At 67.4% G+C, this 26,402-nt stretch carries 26 protein-coding genes; 13 read left to right on the top strand and 13 right to left on the bottom strand.

Annotation, left to right across the window (positions count from 1 at the left end):
* Nucleotides 1-8: 8 nt before the first annotated feature.
* The 9 genes from FHS28_RS01195 to FHS28_RS01235 all read left to right on the top strand — a co-directional run bounded on the left by FHS28_RS01195 (nucleotide 9) and on the right by FHS28_RS01235 (nucleotide 8,438).
* Nucleotides 9-1,910, top strand: a complete 1,902-nt coding sequence (locus tag FHS28_RS01195; RefSeq protein WP_088449464.1) for a nitroreductase family protein — start codon at nucleotides 9-11, stop codon at nucleotides 1,908-1,910.
* Between the two features lie 91 nt (nucleotides 1,911-2,001).
* On the top strand, nucleotides 2,002-3,027 hold the full coding sequence (locus FHS28_RS01200; RefSeq protein WP_088449463.1) for a lantibiotic dehydratase C-terminal domain-containing protein: 1,026 nt from the start codon (nucleotides 2,002-2,004) through the stop codon (nucleotides 3,025-3,027).
* Between the two features lie 14 nt (nucleotides 3,028-3,041).
* Nucleotides 3,042-3,239 (top strand): hypothetical protein, encoded by a 198-nt coding sequence (locus FHS28_RS01205; protein WP_088449462.1) that lies wholly within the window; start codon nucleotides 3,042-3,044, stop codon nucleotides 3,237-3,239.
* A complete protein-coding gene (locus tag FHS28_RS01210) occupies nucleotides 3,236-3,979 on the top strand; it encodes a YIP1 family protein (RefSeq protein ID WP_088449461.1) in 744 nt (247 codons plus the stop codon). Before FHS28_RS01205 ends, FHS28_RS01210 begins: the two co-directional genes overlap by 4 nt.
* Entirely contained in the window at nucleotides 3,976-5,232 is a 1,257-nt protein-coding gene (locus tag FHS28_RS01215) for an efflux RND transporter periplasmic adaptor subunit (RefSeq protein ID WP_088449460.1), read from the top strand. The genes FHS28_RS01210 and FHS28_RS01215 overlap by 4 nt, the downstream gene beginning before the upstream one ends.
* Nucleotides 5,229-5,906, top strand: coding sequence for an ABC transporter ATP-binding protein (locus FHS28_RS01220; protein ID WP_088449459.1), 678 nt, complete (start codon nucleotides 5,229-5,231; stop codon nucleotides 5,904-5,906). Before FHS28_RS01215 ends, FHS28_RS01220 begins: the two co-directional genes overlap by 4 nt.
* Complete coding sequence (locus FHS28_RS01225; protein ID WP_088449458.1) at nucleotides 5,903-7,123, top strand: ABC transporter permease; 1,221 nt, start codon at nucleotides 5,903-5,905, stop codon at nucleotides 7,121-7,123. The genes FHS28_RS01220 and FHS28_RS01225 overlap by 4 nt, the downstream gene beginning before the upstream one ends.
* Nucleotides 7,124-7,282: 159 nt before the next feature.
* Nucleotides 7,283-7,960, top strand: coding sequence for an acyl-homoserine-lactone synthase (locus FHS28_RS01230; RefSeq protein WP_184293973.1), 678 nt, complete (start codon nucleotides 7,283-7,285; stop codon nucleotides 7,958-7,960).
* Nucleotides 7,961-8,051: 91 nt separating this feature from the next.
* A complete protein-coding gene (locus FHS28_RS01235) occupies nucleotides 8,052-8,438 on the top strand; it encodes a DUF4902 domain-containing protein (RefSeq protein WP_184293975.1) in 387 nt (128 codons plus the stop codon).
* A 3-nt stretch (nucleotides 8,439-8,441) separates the two neighbouring features.
* Here FHS28_RS01235 and FHS28_RS24520 read toward each other — a convergent pair whose 3' ends face one another.
* Both FHS28_RS24520 and FHS28_RS01245 read right to left on the bottom strand, forming a co-directional pair.
* Complete coding sequence (locus FHS28_RS24520; protein WP_088449455.1) at nucleotides 8,442-9,137, bottom strand: autoinducer binding domain-containing protein; 696 nt, start codon at nucleotides 9,135-9,137, stop codon at nucleotides 8,442-8,444.
* Between the two features lie 185 nt (nucleotides 9,138-9,322).
* Nucleotides 9,323-10,879, bottom strand: a complete 1,557-nt coding sequence (locus tag FHS28_RS01245) for a methyl-accepting chemotaxis protein (protein ID WP_088449454.1) — start codon at nucleotides 10,877-10,879, stop codon at nucleotides 9,323-9,325.
* A gap of 291 nt (nucleotides 10,880-11,170) precedes the next feature.
* On the opposite strand from FHS28_RS01245, the gene FHS28_RS01250 reads away from it, so the two are divergent.
* A complete protein-coding gene (locus FHS28_RS01250) occupies nucleotides 11,171-11,575 on the top strand; it encodes a hypothetical protein (RefSeq protein ID WP_088449453.1) in 405 nt (134 codons plus the stop codon).
* Between the two features lie 39 nt (nucleotides 11,576-11,614).
* Here FHS28_RS01250 and FHS28_RS01255 read toward each other — a convergent pair whose 3' ends face one another.
* The gene (locus FHS28_RS01255; RefSeq protein ID WP_184293977.1) at nucleotides 11,615-11,905 is read right to left on the bottom strand and encodes a hypothetical protein; all 291 of its coding nucleotides are present in this window, start codon (nucleotides 11,903-11,905) and stop codon (nucleotides 11,615-11,617) included.
* 197 nt (nucleotides 11,906-12,102) lie between these two features.
* Here FHS28_RS01255 and FHS28_RS01260 point away from each other — a divergent pair, with 197 nt between their 5' ends.
* On the top strand, nucleotides 12,103-12,321 hold the full coding sequence (locus tag FHS28_RS01260) for a hypothetical protein (RefSeq protein WP_184293979.1): 219 nt from the start codon (nucleotides 12,103-12,105) through the stop codon (nucleotides 12,319-12,321).
* A gap of 183 nt (nucleotides 12,322-12,504) precedes the next feature.
* Here the strand turns inward: FHS28_RS01260 and FHS28_RS01265 are convergent, their stop codons facing one another.
* Nucleotides 12,505-13,197, bottom strand: coding sequence for a glutathione binding-like protein (locus FHS28_RS01265; protein ID WP_088449759.1), 693 nt, complete (start codon nucleotides 13,195-13,197; stop codon nucleotides 12,505-12,507).
* Nucleotides 13,198-13,270: 73 nt separating this feature from the next.
* Here FHS28_RS01265 and FHS28_RS01270 point away from each other — a divergent pair, with 73 nt between their 5' ends.
* Entirely contained in the window at nucleotides 13,271-14,017 is a 747-nt protein-coding gene (locus FHS28_RS01270) for a hypothetical protein (protein WP_088449451.1), read from the top strand.
* A gap of 155 nt (nucleotides 14,018-14,172) precedes the next feature.
* On the opposite strand, the gene FHS28_RS01275 is transcribed toward FHS28_RS01270, so the two are convergent.
* The 4 genes from FHS28_RS01275 to FHS28_RS01290 form a co-directional block, all read right to left on the bottom strand.
* Nucleotides 14,173-15,207: a phosphotransferase gene (locus tag FHS28_RS01275; protein ID WP_088449758.1), complete on the bottom strand. Its 1,035-nt coding sequence runs from the start codon at nucleotides 15,205-15,207 to the stop codon at nucleotides 14,173-14,175.
* A 115-nt stretch (nucleotides 15,208-15,322) separates the two neighbouring features.
* Nucleotides 15,323-16,039, bottom strand: coding sequence for a Crp/Fnr family transcriptional regulator (locus FHS28_RS01280; RefSeq protein WP_088449450.1), 717 nt, complete (start codon nucleotides 16,037-16,039; stop codon nucleotides 15,323-15,325).
* 182 nt (nucleotides 16,040-16,221) lie between these two features.
* A complete protein-coding gene (locus tag FHS28_RS01285; protein ID WP_088449449.1) occupies nucleotides 16,222-18,270 on the bottom strand; it encodes a TonB-dependent receptor in 2,049 nt (682 codons plus the stop codon).
* A 151-nt stretch (nucleotides 18,271-18,421) separates the two neighbouring features.
* Nucleotides 18,422-18,874 carry a DUF2946 domain-containing protein gene (locus tag FHS28_RS01290; protein WP_088449448.1) on the bottom strand — a complete coding sequence of 151 codons (453 nt, stop codon included), beginning with the start codon at nucleotides 18,872-18,874 and terminating at the stop codon, nucleotides 18,422-18,424.
* A gap of 239 nt (nucleotides 18,875-19,113) precedes the next feature.
* Between FHS28_RS01290 and FHS28_RS01295 the strand changes: the two genes are divergently transcribed.
* Nucleotides 19,114-21,273, top strand: a complete 2,160-nt coding sequence (locus FHS28_RS01295; protein ID WP_088449447.1) for a type IV pilus assembly protein FimV — start codon at nucleotides 19,114-19,116, stop codon at nucleotides 21,271-21,273.
* Here the strand turns inward: FHS28_RS01295 and FHS28_RS01300 are convergent.
* From FHS28_RS01300 to lptF, 5 genes are read right to left on the bottom strand one after another with little or no spacing between them, the layout of a single operon-like run.
* Entirely contained in the window at nucleotides 21,267-22,529 is a 1,263-nt protein-coding gene (locus FHS28_RS01300; protein ID WP_088449446.1) for a pyridoxal phosphate-dependent aminotransferase, read from the bottom strand. The genes FHS28_RS01295 and FHS28_RS01300 overlap by 7 nt on opposite strands.
* Before the next feature lie 7 nt (nucleotides 22,530-22,536).
* Nucleotides 22,537-23,481, bottom strand: coding sequence for a CysB family HTH-type transcriptional regulator (locus FHS28_RS01305; RefSeq protein WP_088449445.1), 945 nt, complete (start codon nucleotides 23,479-23,481; stop codon nucleotides 22,537-22,539).
* On the bottom strand, nucleotides 23,478-24,020 hold the full coding sequence (locus FHS28_RS24525) for a sirohydrochlorin chelatase (protein WP_088449757.1): 543 nt from the start codon (nucleotides 24,018-24,020) through the stop codon (nucleotides 23,478-23,480). Before FHS28_RS24525 ends, FHS28_RS01305 begins: the two co-directional genes overlap by 4 nt.
* Nucleotides 24,021-24,034: 14 nt before the next feature.
* Nucleotides 24,035-25,198: an LPS export ABC transporter permease LptG gene (lptG, locus tag FHS28_RS01315; protein ID WP_088449444.1), complete on the bottom strand. Its 1,164-nt coding sequence runs from the start codon at nucleotides 25,196-25,198 to the stop codon at nucleotides 24,035-24,037.
* Nucleotides 25,195-26,397, bottom strand: coding sequence for an LPS export ABC transporter permease LptF (lptF, locus tag FHS28_RS01320; RefSeq protein ID WP_088449443.1), 1,203 nt, complete (start codon nucleotides 26,395-26,397; stop codon nucleotides 25,195-25,197). The genes lptG and lptF overlap by 4 nt, the downstream gene beginning before the upstream one ends.
* Between the last annotated feature and the right edge of the window lie 5 nt (nucleotides 26,398-26,402).

Consider the following 26,402-nt stretch of genomic DNA (forward strand, 5'->3'; position numbering starts at 1 on the left):
GACGAGCCATGAGTGAAGCCACCACCCTGGAGCCCCGCGCCGCGTCGCGGAACGACAGTCACGGCGCGGCCGCCCCGGCGCCCGGCGCCACGCTCACCATCAGCCAGACCCTGGCGCTGGACCCGCAGATGGGCCTGCCGCTGCGGCCCAAGCTGCCGCAGGCGCTGACCCCGCTGTGGTACAGCCAGCAGATGCTGGTGTTGATCGGCGGGGCCCAACCGGTGACCCTGCGCGGACCGGCCGTCAGCCGTGTGCTGCCCGACCTGCTGCCGCTGCTCGATGGCAGCCACACCCTGGAGCAGTTGCACGAAGATCTGCCGCATCTTCCGCCCCGGGTGATCGACGATGCGGTGTCGCTGCTCTTCATGCGCGGCGTCATCGAGGAGGGCGCAATGCCCGCGTTGCCTCTGCCGTTGCGTCAACGGCCGCAGGCCCGCGAGGTGGGGCACTGGCTCAGCCGCTATATCGACGTGACCCGCGTCTATGCGCATCGTCAGGCGCTGATGGCCCACATGCAGGCGCAGCGGCTGCTGTTGCTGGGAGACAGCCCGCAGGTGCCCATGCTGGTGCAGGGGCTGAAGGCGCTGGGACTGGGCGCTGTGCACGTCGTGTCGCCGTCCGCTGCACTGCGGGCCCAGGTGAAGGCTTTGGCGGACGAGGGGCTGCGTGTGCAGGTGGAGGACGCCTTCCCCGGGGCATGGCTGGCGGAACAGCCCGACTCCGCCGTCCATGAGGTGGACCTCGCCGTGCTGCTGCAACACACGGCGGAACGGGCCCCGGTGCTCGCGCTCAATGCCCATGCGCTGGGGCGGAACGCGTTTTATGCGGTGCTCGGCGCGGGCGTGCGGCTGGGCCCCGGCGTCGTACGGGCGCACTCGTCCTGCGCGGCCTGTGCGGACCGGAGCGGCCTGCTGCAGGTCGACGGCGCGATGGACGACACCCTGGTGCAGATCGCGACCGAACGCGCCATCACCATGATCTTCAGCATGCTCAGCAAGTTCGTGCCGATGCAGTGCGTGGAGCAGGTTGAGCATCTGGACGCCGCCAGCCTCCGGTTCCACGCACTCGCCAGCTATCGGCACCATGCCTGCCCGCAGTGCGAGCGTGCCCGTCCGGCGCTGGACGATGGCGCCTGGCTGCCCTGGTTCTATCACGCGCACACCGTGCATCAACCGTTCCAGATGGTGCCCAAGGGCCATCGACTGCACTATGCGGACGCCAACCGCCGCACCGTGGCTGGGGCCTTCAAGACGCTCAGCGGCGGCGCCGCGCGCAAGCTGGACGACATCACCCAGTGGCCGCAGCCGATGCTGAAACCGGCGGGCCAGGCCGTGGGCGAGGGGCCCGCATCCGTGGGCCAGGCGGTCACGCAGCTCATCCAGCTGGCCGCGGGTCGACGCACCAGTCGGGTCGCGGAGCAGTGGGAGATGGGCTTTCGCTTCACCCCGTCCGCGGGTGGCATGGCGTCACAGAACCTGTACCTGCTCAACCGCCGCCTGGACACGCTCGCACCCGGCGTCTACCTGTTCAATCCGAATGGTGAGCTGCAATTCCAGTCGGAGCTGACACCCGCCCTGGAAGCGCTGTGGCAGGACCGTCCGGAGGTCACTGGCACCGCCGGCGGGCGCAGCGACGAGTCCGCCAGCGACGGGCCCGCCGCAGTGGTGGTGATCAGTGCAGCCCACGCCCGCCTCGAATCGAAGTACATGAACACGGCCTACCGCTACGTGCACTTCGACGCCGGTGCCCTGCTGGCCAGCCTGCAGTGGCTGGCGCCGTCCCTGGGCCTGCAGGTGCGCCCGTGGTCCGACTTCAACGACGAGGTGCTGGAGACCGCCTGCGGCATGCAGCAGAGCACCGAGTTCCCGGCGGTGATGGTGGCGGTGGACGCGCTGGCGTCCCGGCACTGACCGGCGTGGCAAGGCACCGCCCTCCACGTCGAGCCAGACCCGCAACGGCCACCCCCGCCACAACCGCCTACCCGTCTACCCGGAGAGTCTCATGGACATGCATCAAGCCTTTCTTGAATGGCGTCTGCACTACGGCGCCGCGCCTGGAGAAATCGAGTCCGGTGACCTGCCGCTGCGCACCCGGATCGTGCCGGTGGTGGAGCAGCTGCGGAGGCAGGGACTGTTCGAGCGCTGCGAGCTGATGCGGTATTCGCTGCAGGGCTATCACTGGCGCGTCAAGCTGCGACTCGCGGCCGGGGGTGACCTGAACGCCCTCAGCGCTGGCCTTGAAGAAGCGCTGCGCGCACAAGGCGATGCGGGTGCGGCCCCCGGCGGCGAGCTGCCGCTGGGCGGCTTCGCACTGCGTCTGCATGAGCGCATCAGCCAGCAGCCGGATGCGATGCCCTCCGGCCACCAGCACTGGCTGCGCCGCGAGGAGGAGGTCTCACTCTTCGAGGATGCCGAGGCCTACGACGACTGGACCGCCTGGGCCGATGGGTCCAGCGCTCTGTTGATGGCGGTGAAGGCGCTGCGCCCATCCCTACGGGTGGAACGCCAGTTTTGGCGGCTCTACCTCTTCGAACTGCTGCGCGGCGCAGGTCTGCGCCCGGTGGAGCTGCATTACGCCAGCTGCTTCATCGAACGACAGTGGGTGCGGTTCTTCAGCGTCGACGACGCGATGCAGGAGGACTGCCGCCGCACCGCCGACACCCTTGCACCGCGTCTGCTCGACTTCCTCCTGAGCCATGACCGCGTGGAGGAGGTGGCCGCGTCGCTGCCGCCCAGCCTGGCGCAGCTGTTCGCGGGGGCGATGCCCGGCCACCGCCAGCAGCTGGCGGGCCAGATGCGCCGGGATGAACGTGGCGAACTGACCAATCCCAGCGCCCTGCGACTGGGGGCGGTGATCCATCTGGTGCACAACCGCGCAGGCCTGGGCATCGACCAGGAGCTGGTGTTCTGCCGGCTCGGGCAGCACTTCTGGGGCAGCCAGCTGGCCGCCGATGCGGTGAGCAACAACGAGCGCTGGGCGCCGCGCAATCTTGACGCCTATTTCAACAGCCAATCCGTCGTGATCTGACCAAGGAGAACCTCATGGACCACAAGCGCGCAAAAGCCTTTGCCCTGATGGGCGGTGTCGGACTCAGCATCGTGCTGGCCCTGCATCTGCTCATGTACCTGCTGGGCGTCCTGCAACTGGGGGCCGCCTGGACCGGCTTCTATGCCCCCTGGCTGGTGTTTCTCATCATCGGGCTGATCGGCCTGAAGCAACGTCGGGGAGATTCAGCATGAACACCGCCTCCCTGCCTCAGGGCGGTCCAGCCGCGGGCGCCAGCGCGCCCAGCCTGTTCCTGGACACGCTCTTCTCACCGCAACGCGCCATGCCGGTGATCGCCCAGCGGCGACGCACCCTCTGGGTGCCGCTGCTGGCCTATCTCGTGCTCTTCACCCTGCTGTGGGCCTGGTACTACCAGCATGTGGACTTCGGCTGGATGCTGGAGCAGATGGTGCAGGACACGCTGCGCCGCAACCCCGGTGCCAAGGCCGATGGCGTGCGGATGGGCCTGGGCCAGATGACCCCCGGCATCATGACCGCTTCGGTGGTGGTGGGCGGGCTGCTGATGATGCTGGCCATCGAATTCATCCGTGCGCTCTACCATCACCTCAGCGCCCGGCTGATCGAGCAGGGGGACGTGCCGCTGCTCACCTGGATGGCCGTTCAGCTCTGGTCCATGTTGCCCTCGGTGCTCAGCCTGGGCGTGTCGCTGATCTACTTCAGCGTCACCGATGTCTCCCATCTGATGCCGCAGGCGGTGAGCCTGACCTCCCTGAACGCGCTGCTGCATCTGCCGCCGGACCATCCCTACGCCACCTGGGCCGGCGCGCTCGACCTGATGTTGCTGTGGACCATTGCCATCACCGCGGTGGCCTGCCGCCAGCTCAAGGGGGTGGGCCCCGTGGCGGCCACCCTGTGGGCCGCCGGTCCGTTCCTGTTCATCTACGGGGCCTGGGCACTGGCCATCGCATCATGAACCGCCGCAGCCTGCAGATCGCGGTCCTGGCCGCACTCACCCTCGGCACCATCGGCCTGCGGGTCAGCGGGTCGAGTCCGGCGCGGACGGTCCAGGCCGAGACGGTGGCCGAGCGGGTCGTCCAGCCGATGATCCTGTCCAGCGGGCAACTCGCCTATGTGCGGGAGGTGCCGCTGTCGAGCGAGGTGATCGGCCGCGTGGCCCAGGTGCTGGTGCATGAAGGCGAGCATGTGCAGCAGGGGCAGTTGCTGCTGACGCTGGATGCCAGCGCACTCCGCGCCGAGGTGGAGCAGAACCAGGCACGCCTCAGCGCCAGCGACATCCAGATCGAGCAAATGCAGCTCAAGGTGGAGACGCTGACCCGGGAATTTGGCCGCACCGAAGAACTGGCGCGTTCGCAGTTTGTCGGCCCTGCGGCACTGGACGAAGCCCGCCACAAGCTGCGCAGCGCTCAGGTGGACCTGCGGGCCAGCCACGAGAACCGCCGGCAGGCGCTGGCCCAGCTCAGCATTGCGCAGCAGCACCTGGGCAAGACGGAGGTGCGCTCCCCGCTGACCGGGACGGTGGTGGCGGTGCCCATTCGTGTCGGCGAGACCGCCATTCCCAGCACCGGCGGCATCCCGGGGTCGCAGCTGATGAGCATCGCCGACACCTCGGCCATGGTGGCGGAAGTGCAGGTGGATGAGTCGGAGATCAGCAGTGTCAGCGTCGGGCAGCGGGCCCGTGTGCATCCGGCCGCGAAGAGCAGCGCAGGGCTGGAGGGCCGGGTGCTCAGCGTGGGCCTGGCGCCCAAGGCTGGCGCTCAGCAGCGCAGCTACCTGGTGCGTGTGCAGCTGGCGGGCAACGCGGATGCGCTGCGCACCGGCATGACCTGCCGGGTGGAGCTGTTCAGCAGCGGCCTGGCGCCGACGCTCGCCATTCCGCTGCAGGCCGTGCTCACCGATGGCAGCAGCGCTTCCGAGGCGGGTGCCGCACGCGAGGCCGGGCGTGGCGCCGCCGACGGTGCAGGGCAGGTGTGGGTCGTCAACGGCGGCCGGGTGGAACGGCGGGATGTGCGACTGGGCCTGAGTGACGACACCTACCAGCAGGTGCTGAGCGGCCTCAGGCCGCAGGACCGGGTGGTGACGGGGCCGTCACGTCTGCTGCGCGAGCTGGTCAATGGCGACAGCGTGCGGGAGGATGGCGGGAAAGCGGGCACCAGGGACACCGCGCGGGGCGATGCACAAGGCCAGGCCGGGGAGGCGCGATCATGATCGAGCTGCAGGACATCACCAAGGCGTATCGCGTCGGCGACCAGGACGTACAGGCGCTGCGCGGCATCTCCGTGCGCATCGAGCGGGGCGAGTCGGTGGCCATCATGGGCACCTCGGGCTCGGGCAAGAGCACGCTGCTGTCCATCCTGGGCTGCCTGGACCGGCCCAGCGCGGGGCGGTATGTGCTGGCGGGTCGCGAAGTGCAGGGTCTGGGCGGAGACGACGCCGCCCTGGTGCGCAACCGGGACATCGGCTTCGTCTTCCAGAGCTTCCACCTCATGCCACGGCTGCGCGCCTGGGAAAACGTCGCTTATCCGCTGATCTTCCGCGGCGTGCCGGCCGGTGAGCGGCGGGACCGTGCCCTGGCGGCGCTGGCGCGCGTCGGCATGAGCAACCGGGCGGACCACCATCCCAACCAGCTGTCCGGCGGCCAGCGGCAGCGGGTGGCGATCGCCCGGGCGCTGGTCGGCGAGCCGGCCATCCTGTTGGCCGATGAACCCACCGGCAACCTCGACTCGTCCACCGGTGAGGAAATCCTGACACTGTTCGATGGCCTCCATGAACAAGGCGCCACCGTGGTCATGGTCACCCATGAACTGGATGTGGCCCAGCGTTGCCGACGCATGGTCCGCTTGATGGATGGGCGGGTCACTGCCGATGAGGTGCTGTCATGACCGCCACCCTGGAAACCCTGCGCCTGGCCGTGGCCGCCCTGCAGGCGCATCGCATGCGCAGCCTGCTGACGATGCTGGGCATCATCATCGGCGTGGCGTCGGTGATTGCCACCGTGGCGCTGGTGGAGGCGATGGGCCGCAGCGTCACGCAGCAGTTCGAGGGGCTGGGCAGTCAGGCACTGACCGTGCGGGCGCGCAATGCCTATGAAGACCATCTGCGCGGCGAGCTCAAGCGACTGCCGTTCGAGGACGTGGCCCAGCTCAACGCCCATGTGGAGATGCTGCGGGACATCAGCCCGCTGTTCGTGGCCGCGTCCACCGATGTGGAGGCGGGTCCGCGCAAGCGCTTTGCCCACGTCATTGCCACCACCGCGAGCTATCAGGACGTGCATCAGCGGTATGTGCAGCACGGCCGCTTCCTCAGTCCCGGGGACGACCAGCAGGCGAGGGCCGTGGCGGTCATTGGCGTCAAGTTGCTCGAGAGCCTGCGGCTGCCCGGCGATGGCATCGGCAGCTTCGTCAAGGTGCGCGACCAATGGTTCAAGGTGATCGGCGTGATGGAGCGGCGCGGCGAGCTGTTCGGTATGTCCCAGGACGACTTCCTGCTGGTGCCCTATCGCACCGGCCAGGCGCTGCTCGGGCGCGATCAGGAAGTGGACCTGTCCCTGCACCTGTCGCTCAAGCCGGGGGTGGACATGGCCAGTGCCAAGGAACGGGTGCGCCAGGTGCTGCGCCATGCGCACCGCCTCGCCCCCGGCACGCCGGATGACTTTGATGTCGATGCCTCCGACCAGCTGGCCAAGAGCCTCAAGGGCGTCTCCCGGACGATCAGCCTGGTGATGGGCGGCGTCGTGGGCGTGTCGTTGCTGGTGGGGGGCATCGGCATCATGAACATCATGCTGGTGTCGGTGACCGAGCGCACGCGCGAGATCGGCATCAGCAAGGCCCTGGGCGCACGACGCCGCGACATCCTCCTGCAGTTCCTGCTGGAGGCGCTGCTGCTGGGCGTGATGGGCGGCCTGCTGGGCATTGCGCTCGGCGGAGCGCTGGCGCATCTGCTTGGACTTGTGATGCCCGGATTGCCGGCCATCACCATGCCGTGGTGGGCGGCCGGCGGGTCCGGGGCGCTGGCCGCGGCCATCGGCGTCACCTTCGGGGTGGTTCCCGCCAGCAAGGCGGCGGCGCTGGAGCCGGTCGAGGCGCTCCGGTGGGAATGAAGCGCCCTCTGTCCGGGGATCAGGGTTGGACCCGAGGGGGCTCTGCAGAGTTTGACAGTTGAGGGGGAGCGCGCCTGGCGAGAGGATGGCTCCACCTTCCAAGCTTCCCCCATCCTTGTGGAGCCCCTCATGCACTACCGCTGTCAGTCTGCGAGCGAAATGAGCCCCCAACAACTGTGGGCACTGGCACGCTACCGTCATCAGGTTTTCGTCCAGCGATTGGGCTGGCAACTGGGCGACGACCAGGCGCAGGTGGAACTGGACCAGTTCGATCATCCGGAAACGGTGCATCTGGTGGCGGAGGACGACAGCGGCCGCGTGGCCGGCTGCGCCCGCCTGCTGCCCACGACCGGTGCCTATCTGCTCGGTGAGGTCTTCGCCGAACTGCTCAATGGTGTGGCGGTGCCCAACAGTGCGCAGATCTGGGAGCTGTCACGATTCGCCTGCGGCATTCCGAATGAAACGGACCGTACAGGCACGGTGAAGCGATTGGCTGAGCAATTGCTGCTTCAGGCGCTGCAGTTCTGCAAAACCTGCGGCGTGCATCAGCTGCTGGCGGTGACCACCCCGGCGGTCGAGCGTATTATGCGCAGGGCCCAGGTGGAAGTGCAGCGTCTGGGCCCGCCTGTGATTCATGAGGGAGAGGCGATTCTGGCGTGCGTCATTGCCGTCAATGAACGGTCCATGCAGGCACTGGCCGCCTGCGCAGGCCTGACGGGTGGCTCGGCCGCCGACGTGCAAACCCCCGATGCAACGTCCGCATCAGGGTCCGCGGCGGAGGTGCCGGGCGACATGACACCGCGCCATTGCGCCGCGGCTCTGGCCCATGCAGCATGACCGCCCGGGGCCGAGCGGCATGACCTGAGGCATGACCTGAGAAATGACGGACGTGAACAACCAACAGATGACCCATCAACCGGAACCGGGAATGACTCGGATCGATCCCTGGGTGCGACTGCATTACAACGAGCTGCTGTTGCTGCAGCCGACGCACCTCTACTCCTCCTTTGATGACGACGTGGCCGAGGAATTCTCGGTGCGCGAGCCCTCCAGCGCAGGCGTGACCGAATGGGCCGTGGACGGCAACCGCAAACTGTCATTCGGCTGGGATTGGTATTGGGATGCCAATTCCCGCCTCATGCTGGCCAATTGGCGGCAATTGCGCACCAATGTGCTGCTGGTGGATGACAGCGGTCGCGACCTGTCTGCGGAGGAGACCTACCCCTATGTCGAGCAGTTGATGTCGCGCTGCCAGTGGCAGCAGGCCACCTGTCAGGTGCTGGGGCTGGTCGGACCCGGTCACGACGGCCCCTGACCGTCACCAGATCAGGCCAAGCAGGGCGGCCCGCACGGCGGCATTGGTCTTGTTACTGGCGTCGAGCTTGGCCACGACGCTGTTGACGTGGAAATTCACCGTGCGCTCGGAGACGTCCAGGATGGTCGCAATCTCCGACGCGGTCTTGCCTTCTGCGGTCCAGCGCAACACTTCGATTTCGCGCGGCGAGAGCACGACGCTTTGCGGTTTCATGCCGGTGTCGTCACAGACCGCCTTCATGGTGGTGTGAGCCCAATGCACCAGCCATTGCATGCGCTGCTCATTGGCGGCGAGTTCATCCGCATCAATCGGCGGATCGGTGCGGGCCAGCACCAGCATGCTGAAAATACCTTCAGGGTCGCGCCGCGATTGCGCCCAGCCATGGCGCAAGCCGTGCGATTGCGCTTCTTCCCACAACTGCGGGACCTCGGCAAAGACGGCATCACTCCAGACAATCGGCGTCGAGGACCGCATGCCGTGATGCACCGTTGGGTCCACCTCCAGATAGCCGGCTTCGTGATAGCGCGCCTGCCAGGCTTGCGGGTAATTGCTGTAATACACCGTACGCGGCTGCGTGATGGGCAATGGCAGGCGCAGTCCGAAGGTGCAGTAAGAGAACCCCAGCGATTGCGCATGTTCAGCAATGACGCCGAAACAGCTTTCCGGGGTCGTGGGCTGAGTGAAAGTCGGTGTGTTCACCTGGGCCTCTCCCTGTTGAGGCGCCGCCTGACAGCTGGCGGCGCGGGTCCTTCTTGGCGAGGAAGGGCCGGTATTGCTACAACGTGTCGGGACTGTAATGGGGCCAAGCGTAACGGATCACTGGGTAAACCCGGCTGGTGACGCGTTGTGAAATTAGGGACGCGGCGCGGGTCCGCCCGGCCGTGTCAGAGCCGGAAGGCCTCCACCGTTTTGAGCAGGCTGCGTGCCTGATCATCGAGGCTCTGCGCCGCGGCGGCGCTTTCCTCGACCAATGCCGCGTTCTGCTGTGTGGCCTGGTCCATGTGGCCGACGGCAGTATTGACCTGCCCAATGCCGGCGCTCTGTTCGGTCGCCGCGGAGGAGATGTCCCGAATCAATTGCGACACACGGTCCACTTGCGACACGATCTCCTGCATCGTCGTGCCGGCCAGCGAGGCGTGATGGGCACCGGCCTCCACCCGTTCAATCGAATTGCCGATCAGGCCATTGATTTCCTTGGCAGCCTGGGCCGAACGCTGCGCCAGCGTGCGCACCTCCGCAGCGACGACGGCAAAGCCTCGCCCATGCTCGCCGGCACGTGCCGCTTCCACGGCGGCATTCAGCGCGAGGATGTTGGTCTGGAACGCAATGCCATCAATCACGCTGGTGATGCTGCCGATCTTGCGGCTCGCCTCGGTGATGTCATTCATGGTGGTGACGACATCGGCCACCACCGTGCCGCCCTTGCCGGCCGATGCACTGGCCGCCTGCGCCAGGTCGGCAGCCAGACGGGCCGACGTGGCGCTGTCAGAGACCGTGCTGGTGAGCTGCTCCATCGATGATGCGGTCTGCTGCAGCGCGCTGGCCTGCTGTTCGGTGCGGCCGGACAGATCCAGGTTGCCGGCGGCGATTTCACCCGCAGCGGTGGACACCGAGTCCACACCCTGTCGGACCGAGCTCACCACCTGCCGCAGCGAATGCGTGGTCGCGTCCACGGCGCGCAGCAGCTCGCCCATTTCATCCTGACGCTCGATCACGGTGGTGCCGCCGGCATCCGCGGTGAGGTCGCCCGCCGCCAGACGCTTGAGCGCCTGCACGGCGGTCTGCACCGGGCGGGTGATCGAGCGGCTGATCAGCACGCCGGCCGCGACGGCAAACAGCACCGCCAGCAGGCTGCCGCCAACGATGTAGCGGGCGGCAGTGGCCATGGCGCGGTCGGCGTCATCGCCGGCATGGTCCATGCGTTCCTCTTCGTGCAGGGTGAAGGCTTCCAGCGCCTTCATGTAGTCCAGCTGCGGGCCGCGCACCTTTTCCAGCAGGGCGACCTTGGCGCCTTCGATGTCGTTGGCCTGAACCTTGGCCACGAACACATAAAGCTCTTCCCGGTACACCTTGCGCTTGTCCATCAGCCCGGCCAGCATCGCCTTGCCAGCGTCGCTGCTCATCATCGGCGTGAGCTTGCGGAACGCTTCGTCCACCACTGGCGTCTGTTCAGTGATCTTGCGCAGCTCATCGGCGCGCTGCGCGGGGGTGTCGATCAGCATCAGGTTGCGGGCGGAGCGGGCCTGCTGATTGACCGCGCGCGTCATCACCGCCGCCTGCTTCACCTTCGGATAGACATCGTCGGTGATGGTGTCCAGCTGCGCGCCGACACCGACCAGGCCCACATAGGCCAACGCCCCCACGGCCATCAGCAAGGCACACACACCGGCAAAGGCCAGCAGCAGTCGTTTCCCAATCTTGATGTTGTCGATGGCGAGCATGGAGGAGGTGCGGGGTCGCAATGGCGTTTGGAATGGCCGCGACTCTAGGTGGTACCGCAACCGGCGTCAGTCCGGACGAGGGCCGTCCTGGCGTGAGGCATTGACGCCGTCCGCTGTGAGGGATTTCCCTACGTGGAATTGAACGCGCTCAGTGCAACGCCGGTGAGAGGGCGAGGAGGTGGAGAAGGGCGGCCCCCACGACAAAAGGGGGAAACGCGGGTGATTGGCAAAAACACTGTATGCGTATACAGTTGTCGCATGGCTCCCGTGAACGGGAACAAAGGAACGAACATGCTGCTCGACCTGAACGACCCCAAAAGCATCGTTGCGTGGTGGGAAGTCTTTCCCGAACGCCATGGTCCGTTGCTGGCCCACTGGGCGCAGCGGCGTCCGGACGTGCGCGGCGCCATCGCGCTCGCATCGCAGATGATCCGGGCCAATCCGCGCACCGCGACGCTGATGCGCGAAGCCGAGTTGCGACGCGCCGCGTCCGAGGTCATCCAGGTGCCGCCCTCGCACGACGAGCAGCTGGCGCAGGAGGAGGGGCTGGAGACCGGTCATCCGTACGGTGGCATTCATGAAGTCGTCGGCGTTTGGTCGGAGCAGGACCGTCACCACCACCGCGATCACGATCCCGACGACGACAGCCCCGCCGCCCGGGACGAGCGCGAGGTGGAAGAAGCCATGGCCTGCTGAGGCGCTGGGGCCTCCAGTCAGGCTGCAGCCGGCGCCGCGCTACAGCTCTTGCCCGAACTGGTCCCGATACGCCATTCGCAGCGTCCGGCAATGCGCCGCCGCCAGCTCACGGGCGTCATCCGTCAGCTCCGCGCGTGCGGCCGCCAGATCGCAATGATGAATGGCTTCGACGGCGGCAATGGCCTCGCGCCTGCGCGACTCCGGATAGACCAGCGCAAGAATCGCCAATGCGGCCATGCCGGCCACCAGCAGCTTGCGCGTGACGCCGTCCAGCCAACCCGATGGCTGCGGCTCGGGGCTCAATGACCCCGGTTCTGTTGTTGGATTCATCCCACCCTCGTGAACGCTGCTGTGGCGCAGCTTTTTCGCCCGAGCGCGCATTCTCAGGCCATCTGCGTTCGCTCCCCGCCCCAGGGATGAGGGGGCCCCGCCTGGGGTGTGACGCAACGCACGACCCGGGGGTCTGAGGTGGGGGGCAGTCTTGGCATACTGCGGGCCGTTTCATTCAGACCCGCTGTCAGATTCCCATGTCTTCCAATCCGTCCACGCCCTCCCAGGAGACCCTGGTCATCACCCCCGAAGAGCGCGCGGCCCTGTACTTCATTCCGCAGGCGCCGGGCGGCATGATCGTGAGCGAAGAAATGCAGCAGCGGCTGCAGGACAAAGGCCTGGCCACTGCCATCCGTGAGGACGGCCGCCGCTGGCTGACCGAACTCGGCGACCGGGTCCGGCTGGGCAAACTTTGAGTGGCTGAAGGCGACTCACGCCCGCCGACGACCCAGTAAGGCGCCAGCCGGCAGCCGCCAGCCGCCAGCCGCCAGCCACCAGCCGCCAGCCGCCAGGCGCCAGCAATCGGCTCTCAGCTGCCAGCGGTCAGCCCTCAGGTCCCAGCCGCCGGTCATGAGCCGTCAGCTGCCGCACGGCCTTGCTCAGTGTCGCTTGTACTGCGCCGAGCCGAACAGGTTGTCGCGCGCCTTGTCGTCCACCAGCGGTTTGCGGCGGTCCGCCAGCACCTCCACCGCCCGCTGCACCGCCGGGCGCGCGGCCATTTCGTCGAACCAGCCCTTGAGGTGGGTGAAGTCGCTCAAGGTCACCCCCTGGTTCTTCCAACTGCGCAGCCACGGGAAGATGGCCATGTCGGCGATCGTGTAGGTGTCTCCCGCGATATAGCGGCTGTGCGCCAGGCGCTTGTCCATCACCCGGTAGAGGCGCTGCGCCTCGTTGGTGTAGCGATCGATGGCGTAGTCGATTTTCTCGGGGGCGTAGATGCGGAAGTGATGCGTCTGGCCCAGCATCGGGCCCACCCCGCCCATCTGGAACATCAGCCACTGCAGCACCTCATACCGGCCGCGGGTGTCCGCCGGCAGGAACTGCCCCGTCTTGCCCGCCAGGTAGAGCAGGATGGCGCCGGATTCGAACATCGGCATCGGCGCGCCGTCCGGCCCGTCGGGATCGACGATGGCGGGAATTTTGTTGTTCGGGCTGATGTCGAGGAACTTGGGGTCGAACTGTTCCCCGGCCCCGATATCCACGGGAATCACCCGGTAAGGGAGGCCACATTCCTCCAGCATGATGTGCACCTTGTGCCCATTGGGCGTGGGCCATGAATACACTTCGATCATCTTGCGTTCTCCGTTGGGGCGCGGGGCCACAATCCAACCCTTCGGAACCGGGCCGTCGCGCTTCCCCAGCCTCATGGTAATCAAACAAATCAGACAGTGGTTCACCGTTCGTGCCAATGCTGCGCGGTGGCGTCCGCTGGCCGAGTGGGCCCAGGAACGCGGGGGCGTGCTGCGGCACACCCGCGACGGCCGCGGCTTTGTCATCGACCTGCCCCGCACCTTGCCAGGTCTCACCCGCATCGAATGGGGCCCATCCCAGCGCAGTTACATCAAGGGCGCCGAGCTGCGCATGCGCTGTGAGCTGAAGCTGCATCCCGACCTGCAGATGATGGTCATTGAGCGGCAGTTGATGGATGAGCTCGAGCGCAGCGTCTTCGAAGCCTACACCGACACCCTGCGCACCCGCGTGGATACGGACACCCCTGAAGAAATGCGCTGGCTGGTGATGTTCCCCAAGCAGCCGGTGCAGGAATCCAAGCTGGTGAAGCAGCGCTTCGGCTCGGTCAGCGTCAGCCGGGAGCTGTCCAGCGCCTGGCTGTCTCCGGAGCTGTGCGCACGGCTGGCCCAGGCCAGCCAGGACATCCTGGTGGAAGGGCGACCCTTTGTGCTGCTGAGCCTGCGCGGCAACATCTACCTGCGCACCTCCATGGCCGACCCCACGCTCAATGAAGTGCAGGGGCTGGTGAGCGTGCTGGAGGCAGCCGCGATGAGTGCGCAGGACCTCAGCCGTCGCAATGGCGGTGATGCGATGTGGCCCACCACCACGTCGGCCGCCTGGCACAACCGTCCGGCGGAGAGCGAGGACGGCGCGTCGGCTTGAGGCGACCGAGGGGGAGCGCTGGGGAGTGCGGCGGGAAGCCGGCCCGTGCCTCCCGCGTCCAATCCGCGTGCCCCCCCCGTGCAATCCCCGCCAAAGGCCGTCCAAGGCCCGATAAAGGCTCGATAAAGGCTCGATGATGGCCCGTTGAAGCCCGGTCAGGCCTTCTCGGCGAATTGCCACCCCAGCGCGGCCATCGGCACCGCGCCGGCCGCGGCCTCCCTGGCGCGCGCGCTGGAGGCCGTACCGTCTTCCGCCCGCTTGGCAATACCCTGAAGAATTGCTGCGATGCGGAACAGGTTGTAGGCCAGGTAGAAGTTCCAGTCCTTCATCACCGTCGCGGCATCGCCGCGGCCGGTGCGTTCGCAGTAGCGGCGCACATAGCTGAGCTCATCCGGGATGCCCAGGCCCGCCAAATCCACGCCGCCCAGACCGCGCGCCGCACCGCTCTGCCGGATGTGCCAGGACATGCAGTGATAGCTGAAGTCCGCCAGCGGATGGCCCAGGGTGGACAGTTCCCAGTCCAGCACCGCCAGTACGCGGGGCTCGGTGGGATGGAAAACGAGGTTGTCCAGCCGGTAGTCGCCATGCACGATCGACACTTCCCGCTCGTCTCGCGCCGAGGCCGGAATGTGCTGCGGCAACCAGTCGATCAGCCGGTCCATCGCTTCATTCGGTCCGGTGACCGAGGCCTGGTACTGCTTGCTCCAGCGGCCGATCTGCCGCTCGAAGTAATTGCCCGGCTTGCCGTACTGTTCCAGTCCAACGGCGTTCACATCCACCTTGTGCAATGCGGCGATGACGCGGTTCATCTCGTCGTAGATCGCGGTGCGCTCGGCATTGGAGGCGCCGGGGATGGTCTGGTCCCACATCACGCGGCCCTGCACGAATTCCATGATGTAGAAGGCGCGCCCGATGATGGATTCGTCCTCGCACAGCGCCAGCATCTGCGGCACCGGCACGTCGGAGCCTGCCAGCGCCCGCATGACGGTGAACTCGCGTTCGATGGCGTGGGCCGAGGGCAGCAGCTTGGCCACCGGCGCCGGCTTGGAGCGCATCACATACTGCGCGTCCGGCGTGATCAGCTTGTAGGTCGGATTGGACTGGCCGCCCTTGAACTGCTCGACGGTGAGGGGGCCGGCAAAGCCGGGGATCTCCCGGGTCAGCCAGTCCTGCAGGGCGCTGAGGTCCATGGGCTGGGCCAGCGCCCGGGTGCCGGTGAATATGTCGTCCACGATGTCTCCTGTTCTCTGGAAGGGGTCGGGTGACGCCACCGCGGCCCCTGCAGCGCAGGGCGACGGATGGCGGTCAGCGATTGGCGATGGCCAGCAGCTTGTCCTTGCTCAGCAGCACCAGCCGGGTGGGTTCCACCCGCACGGCGCCTTCGCGCTCGAAGCCCTTGAGCTCCTGATTGACGCGCTGGCGGGACGCACCCAGCAGCTGCGCCAGATCTTCCTGGGCGAGTTGCAGGCCGATGCGGATCTCTTCGGTGCCCTGGGCGCCCTGCGTGACCCCGTAGCTGCGGGCGAGCAGCAGAATCTGCTTGGCCAGGCGCGAGGCCAGCGGCCGGGTGTTGAGGTCTTCCACCACGTCGAACATCAGGCGCAGCCGTCGGCAATTCAGGCGCAGCAGGGCTTCGTAGAGTTCGGTGTGGCGGGAGAGCAAGTCCTTGAAGTCGGCCTTGCGGACGACCAGCAGCGTGGTCTCGCCATGGGCGCTGGCATCGTGGGTGCGGGGCAGGCCGTCGAACAGCGCGATGTCGCCAAACCAGGTGCCGGGCTCGACATAGGTCAGCGTCACCTGCTTGCCGGAGAGCGAGACCGAGCTCACCCGCACGGCGCCCTTGGCCACACCGACCCATTCCACCGCGGGCTCGCCGCGCACGGACATCAGCGCGCCGTCGGGCAGGCGGCGGACAAATGCGCGCGCCAGAATGTCGCTGCGCAAGGGCAGAGACAGTTTGGAAAACCAAGGCCCCGACTCGATGTTGTTGCGTTCGGAAATTGTAAGAACCGAGCTGTTCATGCTTTGTCGCTGGCGCGACAGCGCCAGTCGTCTCCAGATTCGTCGCGCCTATTGTGTATGAGCGGGACGGTGCCCGCGGGCGACGACGGGGCGATCCTGGGTAAACCAGAACGCCGCCCCGGAACGGCGCATCCACCCCCGCGCGGCTGACGCACGCGGCGCCGGACGGAATCGAAGTTCGCTCAGAAACGTGTGTCAGCACTGAGGGAGACGCTGCGGCCGTCCGCCGGCGAGTAGCCGGACGAGCCGCTGTCATACCAGCCATACACGGTGCGCCGGTCGGCGAGGTTTTTCACCTGCAGCTGCAGGGTCCATCGCGCCGTGGCGCGTACCTGCACGCTGGCGTTGACGATGAATGCCTGACCGGTGCGCGGTTGGGTGTTGGTCCGCTCCAGGAAGTAGCCGCCTTGCCCATAGGCCCAGAGCGAGAACCGGGAGGCGTCCGTCCATAGCCAGTCCCAACCGCCGCTCACGAGAGAGTGTGGAACGTTCTCGATCTCCTTGCCGGCCGTCTGCGGTGCGGTGGGATCGGGAGTCTCAATGGTGGCTCGCTGCCTGGAATACGTCGCCCAGACCCGGGCTGCCGGCGTGACCTGCGCGCTGAGCTGCAGGTCCAGACCGCGCCGCAGGGTGCGGCCGACATTGCCGTTGCCGCCGGCATCGGGCAGGCCATCCACGCCAAGCACCCGTGCCACTTCTCCCGAAGCCCGCTGCTCCCAATAGGCCAGACGCCCTTCGAGCTGCCGCAGGGGCCGCCACTTCAACCCGCTTTCCCATCCGGTGTTGAGGGAAGGGCGCAGGTTGCGGTCTTGCGTGCGGTAGGCATCGATGCCGCTGCCGACTTGGAAGGTCCGGCCCCAGTTGGCATAGACGCTGGCGTCCGGCGTCAGCGCATAGATGACGCTGAACTTGGGCTGTTTCACCCAACCGTAGTCGTACATCGCATAGGTCTTGCCGGCGAAGCGGTCGTGCATCGTGCCGTCCAGGTGCTCGACGCGCAGGGCGGGGATGAGCGTCAATGCCGGCACCGGGCGGATCAGTGCCTGCAGATAGGCGCCTTGTGTCTGCTGATTGAAATCCCAGTCGCGGAATTGCGAGCTGCGCACCCGCTCGACCGTGCGATACCGCTGGGCCTCGTTCTGCTGCCACTGCAGTTCAATCCCACCTTCCAGCGCGAACTCATGCGCCCAGGCAACGCTCGGCCGCCAAGTGGTGGTCGTCAGCAGGCCGGTGTGCTGTTCGTGGTTGTCCCGTTCCTGCTGCACCCCCGCCGCGGAGAAGCGGACGAAGCGCTGGTTCTCGTAGTTGTTGCCATAGAGCTTGAGCGTCCAGGTGCTCGCGGGGCTGAGCGTCCCGTCCAGGTGCAGCGCCACCTGGCGGATGCTGCGTTCCCCACCGTCGGTACTGGCATAGGCCGGGGAGAGGCGTGGTGTCTGCTCAGCCTGTTCTCGGGTGAGGTAGCCGGACTCCTGCGCATCGTTGTGGAAGTAGCGGGCGGTGAGGCCCGCGCGCCAGCCCAAATCGGCCCGGGTGTAGAACCACTTGCCGGAGAGCGCCTGCTTGCGGGCCTGGGCGTGGTCCCGGTAACCGTCCGAGTCCCGCCAGCCGATGAAGTAGTTCTGCTGCCAATCGCCGAGCGTCCAGGCCTTCGCGATTTGCACTTCCCGCGTGCCAAAGCTGCCAACGGTCAGGCTGGCAAATCCTTCATCGCCGCCTTGTCGGGTGATGACGTCGGCATTACCGGCGATGTTGTGAAGCCCATAACGGGCGTCGTTGGTGCCCCGCACGATGGCGATCCGTTCGATCTCCAGCGGAAACACCGCATCCAGATACGGCATGCCGCCGGCATTGTCATTGCCGGGAATGCCATCGATGAGCAGCTTGACCGCATTCACCCGGCCTTCGCCATTGAAGCCGCGGAAGCTGAAGCGTCCCGCGTCCGTGCCCTGTTTGAATTGGGTGACCTGCACCCCGGGCGCACGGGTGAGCAGTTCCCAGCTGTAGTCCACATGCTGGTCCTCCAGCAGGCTGGCGCCAAGGATGTCGACCGAGCTGAACACCCGGCGCACATCGAGCGCCCCGGAGGAACGGCCGTCGATGCGGACGGCGCCAAGCGTGAGCGCGGCGTCCGCAGCGGGGGAGGAGGGCGTGTCGGCGGGGGCTGTCTGAGCGAGGGCGGACACGGCGATGCACGCCGACGCGAGCGGCGTCAGCACAAGGAATCGATGCATAAGAAGAGCCTGAGGGCAACCTGAGTAGAAAGTAGCGAGCGCAGGCAGCGCCGCGCGGCGGCAGGGGGCCGCTGGCGATGCACACGCTGGAGAAACGCTGCGCCCGTCCGACACGGGATGACGCACAGCGTGCCTCTCGAAGAGAAGCGCTTCAGCTCAGGTCAGGAGGGCCTCGGGCCAGGGCGGGCGCCCAGGCAAACAGCAGGCGGGGTGCCTGCAGAAACAGCGTGGGTCGCTCGAAGCGCAAGGCATCGGGCGGGGTCCACTGCAGCTCGGACGGTGGCAGCGACGGCGCGCCGTGATGCAGGGAGCAGCAGGGGCAGTTCATCGACGACGATGCGTCGGCGGACGGGCTTGGGTGGCTGGACGCCTCGGTGTCATCCACGTCCTTATTCGCCTTCGTCTCCGTCCCCGTCTTCGTCTCCATCCCCGGCTCTGCCTGCAGCCGCATGAAGATGGTGCCGGTGGCCGAGCAGATCTCGACGAATTCACCGGCCTTCGGCGTCACGAAGACGTGGGCCAGGCTCGGCATCCACGCGGACATCAGGAGCGTGAAGGACACGATCCATGCCAGACGCGCAACGAGGACCCGGGAAGCGAGCATGCGGGCATTCTAGGAGGCGCCCATCGGTGGCCGGGCTTAGCGAGGGTGGACGAATTGTCCCAGGTCAACGAGTGGCCCTGACCGTGTTCGAGGGGGCCCCGGCCGTGTTGCCTTGCCCACCGTACGGGGGACGTGGCTGCGAGCTTCGTCCCTGCGGAGGAAACAGGGGGGAAACCCAGTCTCGAATGTAAAAGGCCGTGCTAGAGTGAAACGCACCCAACAAGCCTTTTCAAAGTGGGATGAACAGACACCATCACAGCCAGCGGGGCCGTTTCCCCGCTCCCAGCGCGCTGATGCTCGCTTGTCTGGCGGTGATGTCCACCTCCGCATGGAGCCTCGGAGTCGGTCGGCCGCAGACGGCCTCGGCCCTGGGCCAGCCGCTGAACCTGTTCTTTCCGGTCCAGGTGGCGCCCGGTGAGCAGGTCACCTCGGAATGTGTCCGGGGTGAAGTCACCGCCGGTGAATCGCAACTGCTGCCCTCCACGCTGCGCTGGCAGCTGGAGACGGATGCGCAGCAGGGCGTGCGTGGCGTGCGGGTACGCAGCACCCAGGCCATCAACGAGCCGCTGGTCTCCATCAGCCTGACCCTCGGTTGCAGCAGTTCGTTTACACGTCAGTACACCGCCTTCATCGATCCGCCCGGCCATGGCAACGAGCCACTGGCGGATGCGGGTCCGGCGCCGCGCGGGGAGAACGTGCCTGCGTTCCAGGCAGCCACGAGCAGCAACATTCGCCCGGCGCCCCGGGAGTCCGCCACCGCCCGTACCCGCGGCGGCGCGCTGCCCGATGTGGTGGCCGGTTCAGACGCACCTGCGGCGGCGGCCTCGGCCGCCAGCGCCCCGCAGCGCAAGCGTCGCGCTCCGGGCGCGCGAACGGCCACGACCGCCAGCCGGGACGTCGCCCCTCGTGCCGGCGGCGGGGCCCGTCTGTCCATGGAGCCGGCGGAAGTCCTGCTGCCGCCCACCACGGCCCCGTTGGCCGCCGAAGCGGCCAGTGCCGCCAGCGCGGCTGCCGAGGCGCGTGCGCAATTGGCCGTCATGGAAAAGCGGGTGGCCGACCTGCAGGCGGAGCAGCGCCGCACCAATGAGGTGTTGCAGGCGCTGCGCGAGGAATTGAAGGCCGCGCGGGAGCAGCGCGATGCCGCCGGCACCCCGGTCTGGATGCTGGTGCTGACCCTGGTCAGCCTGGGTCTGGCCGCCAGCAGCCTGCTGCTCTGGCGCAGCCGCGGCGCCGGCCGCCATGCGGGGCCGCAGACCTGGTGGGGAGACCCCCAGGCGGCAGCGCCAGGCGAGGGCGCAGGCGGCCCGGCCGGTGGCGCCGCCGGCAGTGCCAGCACCGCCGGTGCGGCCAGTGCCGGCCATGTGGACACGTATTCCGATTCCATGCACAGCGCCCCGGGCGCGGCCGCTGCGGCCCTGGTGGCAATGGACCGGCAGGAGCTCAGTGGCGCCGGCCATGCGCCGACGACGATGCCGATGCCGCTGAACATCACCGACCCGGAGCGCACGATGCAGCTGCCGCCTCGTGTGGCACCCGCGCCCGAGCCATCGCCGCAGGTGAGCTTGCCGGACAGCGGCATGGTGCCGAGCCGCCCGGGCCGCAGCGCCGCCACCGCGGCCGCGGACGACGCACTGGACGCGCTGGCCAGCCTGGAGGCGATGGAGCCCTTGAGCTTCGAGATGCGTGCCCCGCCTGGCGACACCCGTCCGGCCCCGCTGCTGCGCGACCTCAACGGGCTGGGCGCGGTGACGGTGGAAGAGCTGATCGACCTGGAACAGCAGGTGGACTTCTTCCTGGTGCTGGGCCAGGATGACGCCGCCATTGAATTGCTCTCCAGCCGGCTGGGCGAGCGGGACGCTGCCAGCGGACTGCCGTATCTCAAGCTGATGGAGCTCTACCAGCGGCGCGGCGACCGGACCTCCTTCGACCGGGTGGCCGCCCGCTTCAGCCAGCAGTTCCGCGCCCGCGCGCCGTCCTGGAGTGACGACCTGAACGAAGGGTCCGGGCTGGAGTCGCATCCCGAGCTGGTGGAGCGCCTGCAAAGTGCCTGGGTGGATGCGGCCGGCAGCATGAGCCTGCTACAGGACCTGTTCTCCCATCATCAGGAGTACAACGGTGAGCTGGGCTTGCCGGCGTATCGGGACCTGCTGCTGCTGTACGCGGTGGCGCGGGACCGGGCCGAGCACGAATCGCGCGATCAGGACATCGACGTCTTCCTGCCTCTGGATGCCACTGCGCCGGCGGACATGATGGCCACCATGACCTGGCAGGCACCGTCACCGGCGGCAGGCAGCCCTTCGCGTCCCGCCCGGCCCGGGGTGGGTCAGTCGCTGGATGTGGACCTGGACCTCACACTGGCCGAGGACAACGAGCCGCCGAAAAAGCCAAAAGCCTATTGAGCGGGTCGATGCTGAATCTGCCGCAACCGCTCCAGCGCCAGATTCAGCGTCTCATCCTTCTTCGCGAAGCAGAAGCGGATGATGGACGGCCGTGCCGCCTTGGCGCTGTAGAACGCTGACATCGGAATCGCCGCCACGCCCACCTCCCGGGTGAGCCACTGGCAGAGCGCCATGTCGTCCATGGCTGCCAGCGGCGCGGGCAGCCCGCTGTAGTCCACACACTGGAAGTAGCTGCCCGGGCAGGGCAGCAGCCGGAAGGGCGTGTCCGCCAGGCCGGCGCGGAAGCGGTCCCGCTTGCGTTGGTAGAAGTCGGCCAGGCCGAGGTAGGGCGCCGGGTCCGCCATGTAGGTCGCCAGGCCCACCTGCATCGGTGAGTTGACGGTGAACACGTTGTACTGATGGACCTTGCGGAACTCGGCCATCAACGGCGCCGGAGCGGCCACGAAGCCGACCTTCCAGCCGGTCACGTGATAGGTCTTGCCGAAGCTGGACACCACGAAGCTGCGCGCCGCCAGCGAAGGCAGGCGGCAAACGCTCTCATGCTGCTGCCCGTCGTAGACCATGTGCTCGTAGACCTCGTCGCTGAGCACCAGCACCTCGGTGCCTTCCAGCAGGCCGGCGAGTTGCTGCATCTCGTCCGCGGTCCAGACATTGCCGCTGGGGTTGTGCGGCGTGTTGATCATCAGCACGCGGGTGCGGGGCGACAGGGCGGCCCGCAGGCGATCGAAGTCCGGGCGGAAGGTGTGCGGGTCCAGCGGCACCGGCACCATCACGCCGCCGGCCAGGGCGATGTTGGGCGCATAGCTGTCGTAGGCCGGTTCCAGCACGATGACTTCATCGCCGGGATGCACAACGGCCAGCAGGGCCGTCAGGATGGCCTGGGTGGCGCCAGCGGTGACGGTGATCTCGCGGTCCGCGTCATAGCGGTGGCCGTAGAGCGTTTCGATCTTGGCCGCAATCGCCTGTCGCAGCGCCGGCACGCCTGGCATCGGCGGATACTGGTTGTGGCCGCCGCGCATGGCCCGGTCCACCGCATCCAGCAGCGCCGGATCCCCTTCGAAGTCCGGGAATCCCTGACCCAGATTCACCGCGCCGTGCTGCTGCGCCAGGGCAGACATCACGCTGAAGACGGTGGTGCCCAGCTGCGGCAGTCGGCTCGGCGGGACCGGCGTGTAGGGCGCGGCAGGTCCGGAGCTCGTGGAGGTCACGGAGGTCTCGGAAGAAGAGGCCTCGGCGGAAGGATGGGTGGCGCTCATGATGGCCTCACAGCCCGTAGTCGTTGGAGTCTCCGCTCATCGCCCGCTGCAGCAGGCTGCGATTGAGGCGGTCCGACAGCAGCTCGGCGAAGCTGTAGACGTAGTTGCGCAGGTAGGCGCCTTTTTTGAAGGCGATGCGCGCGATGTTCTGACCCAGCAGATGGCCCAGCGGCCTCGACACCAGCTCGCCACCGGGCGGGTCTTCCCGCACCGCCATTTCCGCCACGATGCCGATGCCCAGGCCCAGGCGAACGTAGGTCTTGATGACGTCGGAGTCGATGGCCTCCAGGACGATGTTGGGCGTGAGCTGACGCTGCGCAAACGCCCGATCGATGCGGGTGCGGCCGGTGAAGCTGGGGTGGTAGGACACCAGCGGCTCGTTGGCGATCTGCTCCAGGTCCACCCGTTCCAGCTGGGCCAGCGGATGCTCGGCCCGCATGACCAGCACGTGCTGCCATTCATAGGCCGGCAGCGTCACCAGCTCATCGAACTGGGACAGCGACTCGGTGGCCAGGCCCACGTCGGCGGTTTCGTCGATCAGCATCCGGGCCACCTGGTCCGGGCTGCCCTGATGCAGGCCAATGTTGACCTGCGGGAACTGTCGGCGCAGCTGGGTCACCGGCCCGGGCAGCACATACCGCGCCTGGGTGTGGGTGGTGGCAATGGAGAGGGTGCCGGCGTCCTGCTTGGAGTATTCCTCGCCGATACGCTTGAGGTTGCCCACCTCGCGCATGATGATCTCGATGGACTTGAGCACCTGCTGGCCCGGTTCGGTGATGCTGCGCAGCCGCTTGCCGTGCCGGGAGAAGATGTCCACGCCCAGCTCTTCCTCCAGCTCCAGGATGGCCTTGGAGACGCCGGGCTGGGAGGTGTAGAGGGCCTTGGCGGTTTCGGTCAGGTTGAGGTTGCGGCGCGCCGCTTCCTGCACGAACCGGAACTGGTGCAGGTTCATGGTTGTCCGGTGCTGGTGCCCACGGCGGCCGACGCGGATGCGTCGGGTGCCACGCTCGCGGCCACGTCATGAGGGGCGGTCAGCAGCGCACCGGGCAGGCTGGCGACCGCGGAGACCACGTCCAGCGTGGCGGCGGCCATCGCGCGGATGACGGACGGCTGCTCGCCGATGGCGTCATGCAGCAGGAACAGCACGCCCGGGTGCTGGGCGCGCAGCGCTTCCACCTGCGGTGGCACGTCGCGGCGCACATGGCCGCTGGAGCCGAGAAACATCGGCACGATCTGGATGCGGCGGCAACCCCGGGCCACCAGCGCGCCGGCGGCGGTGGCCAGGTCCGGCGTCATCAGTTCCAGATAGGCCAGCGCCAGAGGCAGGCCCGGACGGCGGGTCTGCAATTCGGCGGCAATGGCCTGGAACGGCGCCGCCCAGGCCGGGTCGCGGGCACCGTGGGCGAAGAGCAGTAGTCCATCGCCGTTGGCAGCGTCGCTCTCCGGGCGGGCGCCGGATGGCGTCGGGGCGGGGTGGGGCGACACGGTCATGTCCGAAACTTCCTTCATCGGTAACGTACCAGCCAGCCGAAGGCGGCCATTGAAATGCCCAGGTAGAAGAGGCTCGGTGCAGAAGCCACCAGCCAGGGCGTCCAGTCCCGCAGCAGGCCGACGTGGCCGGCGATGGCATTGAGCACCACGAAACTGATGCCCAGCATGATGCCGCCGAACACCTTCACGCTGATGCCGCCGGAGCGGAAGTGAAGATAGGCGAAGGGCAGCGCCAGGGCCACCATCACCATGCAGGCGAAAGGATAAAACGCCTTGCGCCAGAACTGGATTTCCGGCTGTTGGGACGCCTGCTCCTGGGACGACAGGTGGCGGGTGTAGCGGTAGAGCTCCAGCGTGGACATGTTCCAGGTCGGCTGTACCGCGGCGGCCACCACGCCAGAGGGCAACTGGCTCTGCCAGCTGTACGCGGGCAGCAGCAGCTCCCGCACGGTGGGGTTGTCGCTGAGCTTGTCCTGCGGCGCCTGAGGATCCTTCGGGTCGGCCACGCTGCCGGCAGCCCGGTTGAGCGGCGTCAGCGCCCGGCTCCATTGCATCAGCTTGACGTCCTGCAGCTGCCAGCGGCCAGCGCTGTCGACGGTGCCTTGTTTGCCGGTCAGCCGGGTGGTCATGGCGCCTTTGGGGTCGAATTCCATGATCAGCACGTCTTCCATCACACCGCTGGCCTTGGCCCGGCCCACATGCACCGCATAGGTGTAGTCGCCGTCGCGATCCTTCATCCAGGCGCCGGAGGCATTGGTCACGCCGCCATTGCCGCGAGACTTCAGCAGCTGGGCCTCTTTGTCTGCCCAGGGAGTGAGGTAGTCGCCCACCACAAAGGCGGTCAAGGCGAAGAACAGCGCAATGATGCTGAGCAGTCCCAGCGCCCGCGCGGGGCTCAGGCCGCCGGTGCGCAGGATGGTGAATTCGCTGGATTGGGCCAGCCGCGCCAGGCTGAAGATGGTGCCGATCAACACCGCAATCGGCATCAGCTCATAGAACCGGCCCGGCATCTTGAGCAGGCAGGACCAGACGGCCCAGCCCACGCCCAGGCCCAGGCGCTGGAAGCGGTCCAGGTCGTCGATGAAATCCACGAAGAAGAACAGGGCCAGGAAGCCCGCCATCACCAGCGCAAAGGAGCTGAGGATGTCCCGGTACAGCAGTCGGCGGACGGTCTTCATACCGGCACTCCCGGCGTGGTGGGGTTCTGCATCGACAGCGGGGTTCCGAGTGCGGGGGCCACCGGGGAGACCGGTGCGGGCGGCGGGGCCGGCGGCGGCGCGGGCGGGCTGGGTGGCGGGCGCTTCCAGGGCAGGCTCAGCCGGTTGCCCATGTCACGCCAGGCCAGCAGCAGCAGGTTGATGACCAGCGCCAGGCCATGCAGCGCCAGCAGGCTGCTGCCCAGCGAATACTTGCCATTGACCACCCAGCTCTGGGTCAGGTTGATCAGGTTGAAGTAGACGATGAACGCCAGCAGGGCGAATAGCAGATTCCAGTTGCTGGCCCGCCGGGGATTGGTGGCCGAGATGCCAATGCCCAGCAGCACCAGGTTGACGCAGCCCAGGATCATGCCGAAGCGGTAGGCCAGCTCGCCGTCGTTGGGTTTGCTGCGATTGGCCATCAGCTCGAAGGTGGAGAGCGTCTTGGGCGGGCGGGTGTCCGAGGTGCGCATGACGGCTTCATCGACCGTCACCAGGTAACGGTCGAAGCGGGCGACCGATTTGTCGCCGTTGCGGGTGTCGATGTCGTTGCGCTGGCCGTGGTCGAGCACCAGCAGGCGCTGGTTGTCCTGGGTGACCAGGGCGCCCTGCGCCGAGGTGGTGACCGACTCCAGATGCTCGCTGTTGCTCATGATGAACACGTTGCGGGCGGCGGCTTCGTTGGTGGGGTCGCGCTCGATGAAAAAGACGCGGCTGCCGTCATTGGAGGTCTGGAACTGCCCGGGGGCGACGCGGGAGAGGTCGCTGCGCTGCTCGAATTGCTGGCGCAACTGGCTGCTGCTGTTGTTGCTCCAGGGCCAGACGATGGTCATGAGCACGGCCACGACCAGGATCACCGGCCAGGCGGTCGCCAGCACGGGGCGGATGAAGCGGGAGAGCCCGAGGCCGCTGGCGAACCAGATGGTCATCTCGGACTCCTTGTACATCCGGCCCAGGGACATCACCACGGCCACGAACAGCGAGAGGCTGAGCATGACGGGCAACTGGGCGAGGGTGAGGTAGCCGAGGGACAGCAGCACGTGCTGGGGCGCGACGGAGCCTTTGGCGGCCATGCCGAGCGAGCGCACCAGCAGCATCGTCACCACAATGGTGAGGATGACCACGAAAGCGAGGCCGAAACTGCGGGCCGTTTCCTTGCGTACGGTTGAATCGAATAACATCCGGG

It is taken from the genome of Roseateles terrae, from assembly GCF_014192155.1.
GTDB lineage: Bacteria > Pseudomonadota > Gammaproteobacteria > Burkholderiales > Burkholderiaceae_C > Roseateles > Roseateles terrae.

Coding starts and splice junctions, on each gene's coding strand:
- FHS28_RS01260 (WP_184293979.1), top strand. CDS start 12,103: ATGTCTTCCAATCCGTCCACGCCCTCCCAGGAGACCCTGGTCATCACC.
- FHS28_RS01235 (WP_184293975.1), top strand. CDS start 8,052: ATGACTCGGATCGATCCCTGGGTGCGACTGCATTACAACGAGCTGCTG.
- lptF (WP_088449443.1), bottom strand. CDS start 26,397: ATGTTATTCGATTCAACCGTACGCAAGGAAACGGCCCGCAGTTTCGGC.
- FHS28_RS01195 (WP_088449464.1), top strand. CDS start 9: ATGAGTGAAGCCACCACCCTGGAGCCCCGCGCCGCGTCGCGGAACGAC.
- FHS28_RS01300 (WP_088449446.1), bottom strand. CDS start 22,529: ATGAGCGCCACCCATCCTTCCGCCGAGGCCTCTTCTTCCGAGACCTCC.
- FHS28_RS01250 (WP_088449453.1), top strand. CDS start 11,171: ATGCTGCTCGACCTGAACGACCCCAAAAGCATCGTTGCGTGGTGGGAA.
- FHS28_RS01225 (WP_088449458.1), top strand. CDS start 5,903: ATGACCGCCACCCTGGAAACCCTGCGCCTGGCCGTGGCCGCCCTGCAG.
- FHS28_RS01230 (WP_184293973.1), top strand. CDS start 7,283: ATGAGCCCCCAACAACTGTGGGCACTGGCACGCTACCGTCATCAGGTT.
- FHS28_RS01255 (WP_184293977.1), bottom strand. CDS start 11,905: ATGAATCCAACAACAGAACCGGGGTCATTGAGCCCCGAGCCGCAGCCA.
- FHS28_RS24525 (WP_088449757.1), bottom strand. CDS start 24,020: ATGACCGTGTCGCCCCACCCCGCCCCGACGCCATCCGGCGCCCGCCCG.
- FHS28_RS01205 (WP_088449462.1), top strand. CDS start 3,042: ATGGACCACAAGCGCGCAAAAGCCTTTGCCCTGATGGGCGGTGTCGGA.
- FHS28_RS01200 (WP_088449463.1), top strand. CDS start 2,002: ATGGACATGCATCAAGCCTTTCTTGAATGGCGTCTGCACTACGGCGCC.
- FHS28_RS01280 (WP_088449450.1), bottom strand. CDS start 16,039: ATGAACAGCTCGGTTCTTACAATTTCCGAACGCAACAACATCGAGTCG.
- FHS28_RS01265 (WP_088449759.1), bottom strand. CDS start 13,197: ATGATCGAAGTGTATTCATGGCCCACGCCCAATGGGCACAAGGTGCAC.
- FHS28_RS01295 (WP_088449447.1), top strand. CDS start 19,114: ATGAACAGACACCATCACAGCCAGCGGGGCCGTTTCCCCGCTCCCAGC.
- FHS28_RS01290 (WP_088449448.1), bottom strand. CDS start 18,874: ATGCTCGCTTCCCGGGTCCTCGTTGCGCGTCTGGCATGGATCGTGTCC.
- FHS28_RS01220 (WP_088449459.1), top strand. CDS start 5,229: ATGATCGAGCTGCAGGACATCACCAAGGCGTATCGCGTCGGCGACCAG.
- lptG (WP_088449444.1), bottom strand. CDS start 25,198: ATGAAGACCGTCCGCCGACTGCTGTACCGGGACATCCTCAGCTCCTTT.
- FHS28_RS01270 (WP_088449451.1), top strand. CDS start 13,271: ATGGTAATCAAACAAATCAGACAGTGGTTCACCGTTCGTGCCAATGCT.
- FHS28_RS01285 (WP_088449449.1), bottom strand. CDS start 18,270: ATGCATCGATTCCTTGTGCTGACGCCGCTCGCGTCGGCGTGCATCGCC.
- FHS28_RS01210 (WP_088449461.1), top strand. CDS start 3,236: ATGAACACCGCCTCCCTGCCTCAGGGCGGTCCAGCCGCGGGCGCCAGC.
- FHS28_RS01215 (WP_088449460.1), top strand. CDS start 3,976: ATGAACCGCCGCAGCCTGCAGATCGCGGTCCTGGCCGCACTCACCCTC.
- FHS28_RS01305 (WP_088449445.1), bottom strand. CDS start 23,481: ATGAACCTGCACCAGTTCCGGTTCGTGCAGGAAGCGGCGCGCCGCAAC.
- FHS28_RS01275 (WP_088449758.1), bottom strand. CDS start 15,207: ATGGACCTCAGCGCCCTGCAGGACTGGCTGACCCGGGAGATCCCCGGC.
- FHS28_RS01245 (WP_088449454.1), bottom strand. CDS start 10,879: ATGCTCGCCATCGACAACATCAAGATTGGGAAACGACTGCTGCTGGCC.